General features: G+C 59.5%; 10 protein-coding genes. 5 read left to right on the top strand and 5 right to left on the bottom strand.

The genetic code is table 11. The annotated features are described in order from the left end of the window. The first annotated feature begins 7 nt into the window (after positions 1 to 7). On the top strand, positions 8 to 2,575 hold the full coding sequence (gene ligD / locus I9H09_RS10505) for a DNA ligase D (protein WP_236502289.1): 2,568 nt from the start codon (positions 8 to 10) through the stop codon (positions 2,573 to 2,575). Positions 2,576 to 2,594: 19 nt separating this feature from the next. On the opposite strand, the gene pssA is transcribed toward ligD, so the two are convergent. After that, the gene (gene pssA / locus I9H09_RS10510) at positions 2,595 to 3,938 is read right to left on the bottom strand and encodes a CDP-diacylglycerol--serine O-phosphatidyltransferase (protein WP_024689737.1); all 1,344 of its coding nucleotides are present in this window, start codon (positions 3,936 to 3,938) and stop codon (positions 2,595 to 2,597) included. Positions 3,939 to 4,245: 307 nt separating this feature from the next. On the opposite strand from pssA, the gene I9H09_RS10515 reads away from it, so the two are divergent. Continuing rightward, positions 4,246 to 6,432: a TonB-dependent receptor gene (locus tag I9H09_RS10515; RefSeq protein ID WP_122347278.1), complete on the top strand. Its 2,187-nt coding sequence runs from the start codon at positions 4,246 to 4,248 to the stop codon at positions 6,430 to 6,432. Positions 6,433 to 6,476: 44 nt separating this feature from the next. On the opposite strand, the gene I9H09_RS10520 is transcribed toward I9H09_RS10515, so the two are convergent. Continuing rightward, entirely contained in the window at positions 6,477 to 7,619 is a 1,143-nt protein-coding gene (locus tag I9H09_RS10520) for a glycerophosphodiester phosphodiesterase (RefSeq protein ID WP_122347277.1), read from the bottom strand. A 255-nt stretch (positions 7,620 to 7,874) separates the two neighbouring features. Here I9H09_RS10520 and I9H09_RS10525 point away from each other — a divergent pair, with 255 nt between their 5' ends. The 3 genes from I9H09_RS10525 to I9H09_RS10535 all read left to right on the top strand — a co-directional run bounded on the left by I9H09_RS10525 (position 7,875) and on the right by I9H09_RS10535 (position 9,975). After that, the gene (locus I9H09_RS10525) at positions 7,875 to 8,807 is read left to right on the top strand and encodes a 2-hydroxyacid dehydrogenase (protein ID WP_055003064.1); all 933 of its coding nucleotides are present in this window, start codon (positions 7,875 to 7,877) and stop codon (positions 8,805 to 8,807) included. A 107-nt stretch (positions 8,808 to 8,914) separates the two neighbouring features. After that, on the top strand, positions 8,915 to 9,649 hold the full coding sequence (locus I9H09_RS10530) for a CTP synthase C-terminal region-related (seleno)protein (RefSeq protein WP_122347276.1): 735 nt from the start codon (positions 8,915 to 8,917) through the stop codon (positions 9,647 to 9,649). Then, complete coding sequence (locus tag I9H09_RS10535; RefSeq protein ID WP_122347275.1) at positions 9,646 to 9,975, top strand: antibiotic biosynthesis monooxygenase family protein; 330 nt, start codon at positions 9,646 to 9,648, stop codon at positions 9,973 to 9,975. The genes I9H09_RS10530 and I9H09_RS10535 overlap by 4 nt, the downstream gene beginning before the upstream one ends. A 2-nt stretch (positions 9,976 to 9,977) precedes the next feature. Here I9H09_RS10535 and I9H09_RS10540 read toward each other — a convergent pair whose 3' ends face one another. From I9H09_RS10540 to I9H09_RS10550, 3 genes are all read right to left on the bottom strand, one after another. Then, positions 9,978 to 11,396: a short-chain fatty acid transporter gene (locus I9H09_RS10540; RefSeq protein ID WP_122347274.1), complete on the bottom strand. Its 1,419-nt coding sequence runs from the start codon at positions 11,394 to 11,396 to the stop codon at positions 9,978 to 9,980. Between the two features lie 122 nt (positions 11,397 to 11,518). After that, complete coding sequence (locus I9H09_RS10545) at positions 11,519 to 12,175, bottom strand: CoA transferase subunit B (protein WP_005890568.1); 657 nt, start codon at positions 12,173 to 12,175, stop codon at positions 11,519 to 11,521. 44 nt (positions 12,176 to 12,219) lie between these two features. Continuing rightward, entirely contained in the window at positions 12,220 to 12,921 is a 702-nt protein-coding gene (locus I9H09_RS10550; RefSeq protein ID WP_005890569.1) for a CoA transferase subunit A, read from the bottom strand. Positions 12,922 to 12,925: the final 4 nt, after the last annotated feature.

Raw genomic sequence — 12,925 nt, forward strand, 5'->3', positions numbered from 1 at the left:
ACCGGCCATGGCCAAGCCAGCCAGTGAGTACACGCGCAAGCGCAATTTTGACGTTACCTCTGAACCCGCCGAGAGCCAGCGCAAAGGCAAGACCAAGTCCGGCGCGCTGAGTTTCGTGATTCAAAAACATGACGCGCGCAACCTGCACTATGACTTTCGACTGGAGCTGGATGGCACGCTCAAAAGCTGGGCGGTGCCTAAAGGTCCGAGTCTGGATCCGAAGCAAAAGCGTCTGGCTGTGCATGTCGAAGATCACCCGCTGGATTACGCAGGTTTCGAGGGCAGCATTCCAAAAGGTCAATATGGCGGAGGTGACGTCATCGTCTGGGACAGGGGCATCTGGCAGCCCCATGGCGATCCGCAAAAGACCTATTCGGAAGGCAAACTCAAATTCACGCTGGTCGGTGAAAAGCTCACTGGCGAATGGGCCTTGGTGCGCACTCGCCTCAAGGGCAGCGGCAGCAAGGAGCAATGGCTACTGATCAAGGAAAAGGACGCGATCGCCCGCCCTGCTGACGAGTACGACATTACACAGGAGCAACCGCAAAGCGTGATCAGCGGCGCGCATGTCGGGGCAGCCCGTTCAACGCCTGACCCTGCGAAAGGTAAAGCCAAGGCTGCTGCACCGAAGGCCGCAACGAAGAAGAAACCAGTCAAATCGAAAACGGTTTTCCCGGACGCGCTTTCTCCCCAGCTTGCGACATTGGTGGACGCCCCGCCTGCAGGTGAATGGCTGTACGAGATCAAGTTCGACGGCTACCGCATGTTGACGCGAATCCAGAAGGGTGAAGTGCATTTGTTCACCCGTAACGGCAACGACTGGACCGAGCGTCTGCCAGAGCTGGTCAAGGCGCTCGGTGCCTTAAAGTTGCAGGACAGCTGGTTCGATGGTGAGGCTGTGGTTCTGGACGAGGAAGGGCTGCCTGACTTTCAAGGCCTGCAGAATGCCTTCGACGAAGGGCATAGTAAAAAGATCCTGTATTACCTTTTCGACATGCCGTTTCTGAGTGGCGAAGACTTGCGCGAGTTGCCGCTGGAGCAGCGTCGTGATGCGCTGAAACAAGTGCTCGATAGCCAGCGCAGCCGCTTGTTGCGTTACTCGGATGACTTTCAGGCCGGGCATCAGGACATTGTGGCCAGCGCCGCCGCGATGGGGCTTGAGGGCGTGATTGGCAAGCGTGCCGGCAGTGCGTATGTCGGCAAGCGCAATGCCGACTGGATCAAGCTCAAATGCCGCTTGCGTCAGGAGTTCGTGATCGTTGGCTATACCGCGCCACAGGGCAGTCGCTCGGCGTTCGGCGCTTTGCTGCTGGCAGTCAACGACGATAAACAGGGTATGGTATACGCCGGGCGTGTAGGCACCGGTTTTACTGAGCAAACCCTGAAGCAGTTGCAGAAAAAGCTGCAACCGCTGCAGCGCGAAGGTTCGCCACTGGGCAGCAAGCTGAGCTCGGCGCAGGCGCGCGGGGTGCAATGGGTGGAGCCGCAGCAGGTCTGTGAAGTTGAATTCGCTCAGTGGACGCGTGAGGGTATATTGCGTCAGGCCGCTTTTATCGGTTTGCGCAGTGACAAGCCAGCCAGCGACGTGGTGCGCGAAGAGGCGCAGCCGGCGAAGGTCGCCGATCACACCAAGGCTGCATCCACTGCGCCACGCATCGGAAAAAAAGCTGCCAAGGGCAGGGTGGACGTGGCGGGCACAGGTATCAGCCATCCGGATCGTGTTATCGACAGCAAGACCGGCACGAAGAAGGTTGAGCTTGCGCAGTTTTACCAGTCCATTGCCGAGTGGATTCTGCCGCACCTGAACAAGCGTCCGGTGGCCCTGTTGCGTTGTCCGGAAGGCATCGACGGCGAGCAGTTTTTTCAAAAACACGCCGAACACCTGGCCATCCCGCACATCCGGCAACTGGATCGCACCCTCGACCCCGGCCACGCTGCCCTGATGGAAATCGATTCGCCCGAGGCGCTGGTCGGTGCAGTGCAAATGGGCACCATCGAGCTGCACACGTGGGCCGCGACACACAACAGGATCGAGACCCCCGATCATTTCGTGCTGGACCTTGACCCTGACCCTGCGTTGCCTTGGCGCAGCATGATCGAAGCCACGCAGATGGTTCTGGCGGTGCTGGAAGAGCTCGGGCTCGAGGCCTTCCTCAAGACCAGCGGTGGCAAAGGCATGCACATCATCGTGCCATTGGCACGCCAGGCTGACTGGGACACTGTCAAAGCGTTCTCAAAAGCTATCGCCGAGTTTGTCAGCCGCCAGTTGCCCGAGCGCTTTACTGCCACGATGGGGCCGAAGAACCGGGTTGGGAAAATCTTCATCGACTACCTGCGCAACAGTCGAGGCGGCAGCACGGTCACCGCCTATTCGGTACGCGCCCGGCCAGGCTTGCCGGTTTCGGTGCCGATTGCGCTGGATGAGCTGGCCGGGCTGACGTCGTCTGCGCAGTGGGACATCAACAATCTTGAAGCGCGTCTGAATCAGCTCAAGGACGACCCGTGGGCGGGTTACAGCAACCGCCGCAAGATCACCCAGAAGATGTGGAAACAACTGGGTGCCAAGCTGCCTTGAGGGCGATTGACGAGCAAAACTAGAGAATCCGGTACAACAAGCGCTCGACCCTGACGCGACTCACCCTGCGCAAGAATTTGCGTACGCCCTCGGGGTAATTGGCCAGCGTATCGAGTTCATCGTATTGATTGACTCGTTGCGTATTGCGCATCAGATGGGCGATTTCGGCTTCCCGCGGATCGCTCCACTGCGCCTGCGGATCATCGATCAACAGACCGTTTTCCAGGTCCAGATTGAAGGCGCGCGGGTTCAGATTGTTGCCGGTCAGCAAGGTGTAGCGCTGATCGACCCAGATGCCCTTGAGGTGGAACGTGTTGTCCCCATGCTTCCACAAGTGCACGTTCAGACGATGCTGGGCGATTGCCTTCTGGTGTTTCTGGGCGAAGCGCCGAAGGCTGATCTCATACAGATAGGGCAGGGCCGATATCACCTTGAATGGCTCGTCGGGGTCGATGAAGAAGTCATTGGCGGTCTTGTCGCCAATGATGATGTCGACATGCACGCCACGCTTGAGTGCCCGGTTGATCTCGCGAGTCACTGCCACCGGCAGGTTGAAATACGGCGTGCAGATGGTCAACTGGATCTTGCTCGAGGCAATGAGGTCGCAGATCACCCGATTGAGCCTGTTGCGCGGGCCGACGCCCAGCAGCGGGATCACTCGCAGCTGGCCGTTTTCCTTGTCGCCCGCGGATGTATCGTAGGCAGCACGCTTCAGATCACCGCGAAAGGCGCGAATTTCACTGCGCAAGCTGCGAGAGGTCGGCGGTGACTGCAGGTCCAGACGATGCACGGCAGGGGACGGCAGGATTTCCTGCTGCACCAGTTGCTGGAAGGAGTCGGCCAGCGGCGCGCTTTCTATCAGGTGGTAGCGGTCAAGGCGGTACTTGTCGAGCTTGTGCAGGTAAACGTTGTTGATGCTTGCGCCGGAATAGATCACGCAGTCGTCGATAACGCTGCCTTTGAGGTGCAATACACCGAACAGCTCACGGGTCTGCACCGGCACGCCGTAGATCGGCACCTCTTCGTCGTATTCCAGGTTCTGCGCCTGATACCAGGTCGAGTTGCCCGGCTGGCGTCCGGCACCGATCAGGCCACGCTGCGCGCGAAACCAGTCGACCAGCACTACTACATCCAGCTCTGGACGGGCTTTCTTGGCAGCATACAAGGCGTCAAGAATTTCCTGGCCGGCCTCATCCTGCTGCAGGTACAGAGCGATTATATAGATGCGGCGAGTGGCCGAAGCGATCTTCTCCAGCAGACAGCGCCGGTAGTCGGCGGCAGAAGGAACGATGGAGATTGCATCGCTCGGCAAGGCAAAACCGTGAAGCGCTGCCAGGGTCGAGCGTCTGAAAGTGGACTGCATAGGCCTCTCGATGGGAAAACCAACAGGGTACGAGCTTACACGAGAGTCGCCTGCAGGTGGCTGTCGTCAACCTGTTTCAAGGCATTGCAGTGCGATGGGGGGGGCTGGTCGTTGTCTGCGACCCCTGTAATGCCAGCGATGGAAAAGCTCCATCGCATGGAGGCCTATGGCCAGGCTTGCAACTTCCTGTATGAAATGAACGATAACCATTCCCAGTAACATCTGATAGCATTTCGCATTCCCTTGAGTCGGTCATTTCCAGGAAGGTTTCTTCCGATCTCGCTCATCTCGTCAGCAGGACCTTTTAATGCACACCCCATCGTTCCCGATGCGCCTTACTTTGCTCGCGTTTTGCTGTTCAGTTGGTTCTCCGGCCTGGGCAGCCTCGGCCACGGCTAGCCCACAAAGTGGTCCAATGGTGCTTGGAGAAACCGACATCAGCGCCCACAAGACTGCCCCGCATGACCTTCCGCCAGTATACGCAGGCGGTCAGGTTGCCCGTGGCGGGCAGCTTGGGGTGCTGGGTAATGCCGACCTGATGGACGTGCCGTTCACCATGTCGAGCTACACCGAGCAACTGATCGAAGACCAGCAGGCCGAGGACGTCGGGGACGTGCTGTTCAATGATGCGTCGGTGCGCCAGTCAAGCGGCTACGCCAACGCTTCGAAGATATTTGTCATTCGTGGCCTGAAACTGGCCACCGATGATATTTCCTACAACGGCCTCTATGGCGTACTGCCGCGCCAGATCATATCGACCGATGCGCTGGAGCGGGTTGAGGTCTTCAAAGGGCCGAACGCCTTCATCAACGGCGTTACGCCAACCGGCTCGGGCATCGGCGGCGGCGTCAACCTGCAACCCAAGCGCGCGAAGGACACACCGACGCGCCGGTTTACCACCGACATCAGCAGCGACGGCCGGGTCGGCGAGCATCTCGACCTCGGCCAGCGCTTCGGCGAAGGCAATCAATTCGGCGCACGCCTGAACCTGTCTCAACGCGAAGGTGAAACCGGGGTCGAAGATGAAGAGCATCGCAGCAAGCTGTTCGCCCTTGGGCTTGATTATCGGGGTGACGACTTCCGCATTTCCGGCGACTTCGCGTATCAGAAACAGCGTATTAACCAGAGCCGCAACGCGGTGTTCGTCGCCAGCGGGCTGACCCGCGTACCGCATGCGCCAGACTCCGACACCAACTACGCGCCGAACTGGACCTGGACCGAAATCGAAGACACTTTCGGCATGACTCGGGCCGAGTACGACCTGAACGATGACTGGACGCTGTACGCCGCAGCTGGCGCCAAGCACACCCGTGAAAACGGTATCTACGGCTCGCCGACCATCATTGACGCAGCTGGCAACACCACAGCTTCGCCATCTTCGATACCGCACGACGAAGACAACAAAACCGCTATGGCCGGGATCAACGGCAAGCTGCAGACCGGCTCGGTCAGCCACAAGGTCAACTTCGGCCTGTCCGGTATCTGGACCGAGCAGCGCGGTGCGTACCTGTTCGGCAGCACGTCCGGCAACAACCTTTACGACCCCGTTTCCCAGGAGCGCCCGGCACTCGACAGTTTCACCGCAGGCGATATGAACGATCCCGGTATCACGGGCAAGAGCCGGATGCGCAGCGTAGCGTTCTCCGACACGCTGGGCTTTTTCGACGATCGCCTGCTGCTCACGGCAGGCTTGCGTCGCCAGCAACTGCAGGTTCAGGGCTATGACTACAACAGTGGCTCGCGCAATGCTCTGTATGACCAGGCAATCACCACGCCAGTCTACGGCGTGGTGTTCAAGCCCTGGGAGTACGTGTCGTTCTACGCCAACCGCATCGAAGGTCTTGCTCAGGGGCCGACTGCGCCGAGCACTGTGACGATCAACCCCGGCCAGGTTTTCGCACCTGCACGTTCCAAGCAGATAGAGGCAGGTGTGAAACTGGATATGGGCACGTTTGGCACTAGCCTGGGCGTGTATCGCATCGAGCAACCGACTGACGGGTATCAGATTCAGGACGGTCTCGGCACGCGCTATGTCCGCGACGGTGACCAGCGTAACCGCGGCGTCGAAATGAACGTCTTCGGCGAGCCGGTCGTCGGCTTGCGTTTGCTGGCTGGCCTGACTCTGATGCACACCGAGGTGAGTGGTACTTCAGGTGGCAGCGATGACGGAAACAGGGCGATCGGCGTGCCGACCTTCCAGTTTAATGCTGGCGCCGACTGGGACGTGCCGGGTATCGAGGGCGCGGCCATCAGTGCGCGCATGCTGCGCACCGGTGGGCAGTATGTAGATGCGGCAAACACCCTGAGCATTCCGACCTGGAACCGCTTCGATCTGGGCGCACGCTACACCTTCAACGTCGCACAGAAGGATGTCACCCTGCGTGCCAACGTCGAAAACCTGATGGACAAGGATTACTGGGCGTCGGCCAACGGCGGCTATCTGACTCAGGGTGAACCACGCACCTTGAAACTCTCGGGTACTATCGATTTCTGATGACTGACTGAACGGCCGCATCGTCGGATGCGGCCTGCCGTCGGTCAATAGCCGTTGCGCTTCAGAATCGCATCAATGCTTTCTTTCGCTGGCCGCCCGTAGAACTTCAACAGTTCGGCGGTGCGGTTAGTGAAAAAGCCGTCTGCGCCATCGTTGCGGATCCGCTTGAAGTCCTCTGCATCGTCCACCGTGTAAGGGTGAATGACCATGCCTTTCTCGTGGGTCAGGTTGTTCATCCAGGGTTTGACCAAGTCCATGTAGCTCTGGTCACCACCCTTGGCCAACTGCGACGAAGGGCCTGTGCCGATGGCACCGTGGGCTTTGGCCCAGTCAATCCAGTTTTCGAATTCCTGCGGCGATTTGACTTCCTGTGCAGCGTAATAGCTGGCCTTGTCCTTGAACCCCGAGTCCTTGAAGGCAACGTTGGATTTCGGTTCTATCGAGCCTTCGCCAATCCACAGCAACAGTACCTTGGGGACGTTCGGCATTTCTTTTTGCAGCAGTTCCAGGCTCTGTTTCTCGAACGTCTGCAGGACCACACGGCCCGGCATATGCGCGACGTTGACCTGGCCGGCGGCGGCAGCAGGTCGCTCGCTTAGCCAGCCACGCTTGGTCAGGACCTTTTTCAGGTCGGCTTCGACACCGGGAAATTTGTTCGGCACCTTGGTCTCGATATACAGCCCTGGCTTGTTGGCGCCGCCCTCGGCGATATCGATCACTTCGTCCAGCGTGAGGATTTGCAACCCGGCGTAACTTGCGCGAGCGCGGTCAGGGTAAGCCTTGTTGAACCATGAACCTGCGTCCAGTTGCTTGAGTTCCGCCAGCGTGAAGGTGCTGACCGGGTCCTTGACCCGCGTCGGAAACACTTCGGCAACGTTGGTGGTGCGTTCCAGCACGTCATCGTGCAGGGCAATCAGCACGCCATCCTTGGTGCGCTGGATGTCCATCTCCAGGTAGTCCGCGCCCAGGTCGCGGGCCAGGGTATAGGCCGGAATGGTTTCTTCGGGTGCGTCGAACGAGGCACCGCGATGGGCGATCGCTGCGGGCCAGGGCAGGCCGTATTTTTCGCTCAACACTTTGCCCGGAGCATCCCCCGCCGCTGCCATCCCGGATGACAACATCAGGCTCGACATGACAGCCGCAGCCAGGAGTGTGCGTGTTGACAGCGTGATGGAAAATCCTTGCATGGGCGTATGGTTCCTAGTCTGGAGAGGGCGTCCGAGTGCGTCAGTCGATGGTGCCGCTGGCACGTCGCTGCGAGCAACGATAGCGCACAATCGGATTGCCGAGGTCGGTTGTCACTCAGTCTGTCCGGCAAATGCGTCCGCTTCATGAACGTGTGGCCTTATCGCGAACGCTTTTTCAAACGAACCTCATTGACGCTGCACAAATGCGTCGAGTCGCGTTACTGTCAGCGTTTTACAGATCGAGCGAGAGCGTACATGACAACGGTATTGGTGCTGGTCGAGAACCTGGACACGTATTTGCCGATTCTGGAAAACAGTGGCTTTCAGCTGATTCGTGCTCCTACGCCGGAGAAGCGTGCCGAGGCGATAGCCACCCATGGTCAAGCGATCAGCGCTGTTGTGACACGCGGGCCATTGGGTTTCTTTGCCGAGGAAATGGATGCGTTGCCACACCTGCGCATTATTTGCGTGAGCGGGGCAGGTTACGAGAAGGTCGACCTGCCTGCCGCCAAAGAGCGCGGTATTGCCGTCACCAACGGCGCCGGCGTCAACGCTGACACGGTGGCCGATCATGCGTTGGCACTGCTGTTGTCGCTGGTACGCGATATTCCTCAGGCGGACGCCTCCGTAAGGCGCAGCGAGTGGCGCAAGGCCGTGCGACCATCAATGGCAGGCAAGCGCTTGGGCATCATCGGGCTCGGGGCCGTGGGGCTGGCCATCGCCAAACGTGCGGCGGCTTTCGACATCGTCATCGGCTACCACAACCGCAAGCCGCGCAACGAATGCCCTTACACCTGGCATGCTACTGCGCAGGCGCTGGCTGCCGAGTCGGATTTTCTGGTGGTTGCCACGCCCGGTGGCAACAGCACCCTGCATCTGGTCGATGCTCAGGTGCTGGAAGCGCTGGGCGCCGAAGGTTTTCTGGTGAACATTGCCCGGGCCAGCGTTGTAGATACTCACGCGCTGGTCAATGCGCTTCAGACCGAGCAGATCGCCGGGGCTGCGCTGGATGTTTTCGACGATGAGCCCAACGTGCCGGATGTCTTCAAAACGCTGAACAACGTCGTGCTGACGCCTCATGTGGGAGGTTTGTCGCCCGAGGCTTCGAGAGACAGCGTGCAAAAGGTAAACGATAACCTGTTGGCGTTCTTTTCCGGGCAGCCGGTGCTCACGCCGGTCAGCGAATGAGACCTTGCAGCGCTGCATGCAGTGTCTTGCCGAGCCGCCCATTCTGATTGCACTTTTGCCTGTTTATAGTCCGTTCCGATTGCACATAAATGGACAGGGAGCAGGGCATGGGCGTTGCGGCTAAAGCGGTCAGAAGCATACACATCGGGCTGGTGGGGGATTTTATCGCCGAGGTGCCAGCGCATCGGGCGATCCCTCTGGCTTTGCAGATGGCGGCCGATGTATTGCAGGTTCAGGTTGATATTGAGTGTCTGCCGACGCCACAGATCGGCGACGGTTCGGGTCTTGGCCGGTTCGACGGTTTGTGGTGCGTGCCCGGCAGCCCGTATCTGCAGATGCAGGGTGCGCTGACTGCCATTCGCTTTGCCCGGGAGAGGCGGGTGCCGTTCCTGGGGTCCTGCGGCGGTTTTCAGCATGCATTGGTCGAGTACGCAAGAAATGGCCTGGGCTGGGCAGACGCCGAGCATGGCGAAACCTCGCCTGGTGCCGCAAACGTCATCATCGAGCCGCTCGACTGCTCGCTGGTCGATGCGCTGGCACCGATTCATCTGCAACCCGACACGCTGATTGCTCAGGCTTACCGCACGCTCGATATCGAAGAGCGTTATCACTGTCGCTACGGTCTGCGTCGCGAGTTGGAATCGTCGCTGTTCGGCGCTGCCCTCAAGGTCAGCGGGCGAGGGCCGGAGGGCGATGTGCGCTGCATGGAATTGCAAGGCCACCCATTCTTTGTGGCCACGCTGTTCCAGCCGGAGCGGGCTGCGTTGTCGGGCAGGAATGCACCTCTGGTCGATGCATTTCTTCGCGCCTGCCTCACGGCTGCACAGAGCAATGAATCGTGATTGCGGCACGGTTCCCCACACCATACTTTGCGGTGGTGTTCACCTCGCTGCGTAAATCTGATGAGCATCAGGCATATGCGTCGGCTGCGCTACGAATGGTCGAACTGGCCAGCCGGCAGCCCGGTTTTCTTGGCGTGGAATCGGCATGCGGTGAAGACGGGCTGGGAGTGACGGTGTCCTACTGGACCGACGAAGCAGCGATTCTGGCCTGGAAACAACAGGCCGAACATACCGAGGTTCGCGAGCGGGGTCGCGCGCAGTGGTATCAGGCCTTTACCACGCGTGTCTGCAAGGTCGAGCGTGACTACTCGTTCGGTCAGCTTTGACGTCAGGGCATGACCGGTGGCGTGTACGTCAATGTCGTGCCCAACGCCCATAGCAGAAACAGTACCAGCGGCGCATGGACCAGCAACTGTACGAACGAAAAGCCGATAAGGTCCCGCGCTTTCAAGCCCAGGACACCCAACAGAGGCAGCATGTAGAACGGGTTGATCAGGTTTGGCAGGGCTTCGGCAGCGTTGTAGATCTGCACCGCCCAACCAAGGTGGTACTGAAGGTCGTTGGCCACTTGCATGACATAAGGGGCTTCGATGATCCACTTGCCGCCCCCTGACGGGATGAAGAACCCCAATATGGCCGAGTAGATGCCCATCAGGATCGCATAGGTGTCGTGAGAGGCAATGCTGGTGAAGAAAGTCGAGATGTAATGCGCAAGGGTTTGCGCATCGCTACCTTTGACGGTCGTCAGCAGAGCGGCGATCGAGCCGTACAACGGGAACTGGATCAGCACGCCGGTAGTGGTGGGTACGGCTCGCGCCACTGCATCGAGGAAGCTGCGTGGCCGCCAGTGCAACAGCGCGCCGAGCATGATGAACAAGAAGTTATAGGTGTTCAGGCCGGAGATCGCGGTGATCGCCGGTTTGCTGGAAAACTCGCTGAACAGCCAGCCTGCGCCCAGCAGGACCATCAGGATAATCAACAGCGGGCTGTATTCGAGCCACTCGCCTGGTCGGGTTCTGGCAGGTAGAGGTGGCAGATTGAACGCCGGGTCTATGCCACATGCCTTGGCGTCGCGAGCACTGTTCGGGCCCGGGGCGGTGGCGTAGGCGACGATCAGCGAGACCACCACCAGTGCTGCAAGCATGATGCCGGATTGCCAGAGAAAGATGGTTTCAGTGAAGGGAATGACGCCGGTGATCGAAAGGATCGACGGCGGCAGGCTGGCAGGGTTGGCCTGCAACTGCGCGGCAGAAGATGACAGCCCCAACGCCCACACGGCGCCCAGCCCCAGGTAAGCGGCTGCACCGGCAGCGCGATAGTCCATGCGCAGGTCGGTGCGACGGGCGAGGGCGCGAACCAGCAAACCCCCGAATACCAGTGACAGCCCCCAGTTGAGCAGCGAGGCCAGCATGGAAATCAGCGCCACCCATGCCACCGCAGAGCGGCCGTTGCCGGGTACTCGTGCCAGACGGTCGATCAGGCGCACGGCGGGCGGCGAGCTGGCGACCACATAACCGCCGATAACCACGAAAGCCATTTGCATGGTGAACGGAATCAAGCTCCAGAACCCGTCTCCGAATGCCTTCGCGGCCTCTGCCGGTCTTGCCCCGATGGCGAGCGTCGCCAGCGTGACGATGACCACCGCCAGTGCGGCGAATACCCATGAGTCGGGAAACCAGCGTTCAGCCCAGGCGGCGCATCGCAGGGCAAATCGGGCGGAACGGCTTTCTTCGATGTTGGCGGCCATCAGAGGCACCTCTTTTTGTAATTATTATCAGGGAATATCTAAACACCCGAAGTGGACGCAGAGCGTCCAGAACGGCGCTCCCACGCCGGAGCGTGGGAGCGATAGTGTCTCTCGGCCACCCCTTAAAAGCTCATCTCGATCACGTCATCCGGCACGATCAATTTGCCTGCGGTTCTGGCAATGATTTCTTCCACGCTGACCCCGGGGGCGCGTTCGCGCAGGATAAAGGCGCCATTTTCTATTTCCAGATACGCCAGGTCGGTCAGCACCTTGCGTATGCAGCCCGCGCCGGTCAGCGGCAAGTTGCAGCGCGGCAGCAGTTTGGATTCGCCGTCCTTTGAAGCATGGGTCATGGTCACGATGATGTTGTCGGCTCCCGCCACCAGGTCCATCGCGCCGCCCATGCCCTTGATCAGCTTGCCGGGGATCATCCACGAGGCGATATTGCCCTCGACGTCCACCTCGAAGGCGCCCAGCACGGTCAGGTCAACATGCCCGCCACGGATCATGGCAAAGGATTCGGCTGAAGAGAAAATCGATGCACCGATACGTGCGGTTACGGTCTGCTTGCCAGCGTTGATCATGTCGGCGTCGATGGTTTCCTCAGTCGGAAATGCGCCCATGCCCAGCAGACCGTTCTCTGATTGCAGCATGACGTCGATGTCGTCCGGCACGTAGTTGGCAACCAGCGTTGGAATGCCGATGCCGAGGTTCACGTAATAGCCGTCCTTGAGTTCGCGGGCGACGCGTTGCGCCATTTGTTCGCGGGAAAGTGCCATGGTCTGAAATCTCTTTGTTGTTGTATGTCGAAGAAGCCGCGCAATCAGGATTTTCTGACGGTGCGCTGCTCGATACGTTTCTCGAATGTGCCCTGTATGATGCGGTCGACGTAGATCCCCGGGGTGTGGATCTGAGTCGGCAGCAGTACACCAGGCTCGACAATTTCTTCGACTTCGACCACCGTGATCCGGCCTGCCGTGGCCACCACCGGATTGAAGTTCTGCGCGGTATGACGATAGATCACGTTACCGAAGTGGTCGGCTTTCCAGCCTTTGACCAATGCGAAATCGCCCGTGATGGCTTCTTCCAGAATCACGTTGCGACCATTGAACTGACGGGTTTCCTTGCCTTCTGCCACCGGTGTCCCGTACCCAGTCGCGGTGTAGAACGCAGGAATACCGGCGCCCCCTGCACGCATTTTTTCAGCAAGCGTGCCTTGTGGGGTCAGCTCCACTTCCAGCTCGCCGCTGAGCAGTTGCCGTTCAAACAAGGCGTTCTCGCCCACGTAAGAGGAAATCATCTTTCGGATCTGCCGGTCTTCCAGCAGGATGCCGAGCCCGAAGCCGTCGACACCGCAATTGTTGGAAACAACCGTAAGGCCCTTGATGCCCATGCGTTTGATCTGTGCGATCAGGTTTTCCGGGATGCCGCAGAGGCCGAAGCCTCCACAGAGTACCGTCATGTTATCGGTCAGCCCGGCAAGGGCCTCTTCGTAGGTTGCTACCCGTTTATCGAGTCCAGCCATGATT

It is taken from the genome of Pseudomonas tremae, assembly GCF_023278125.1.
Taxonomy (GTDB): Bacteria; Pseudomonadota; Gammaproteobacteria; order Pseudomonadales; family Pseudomonadaceae; genus Aquipseudomonas; species Aquipseudomonas tremae.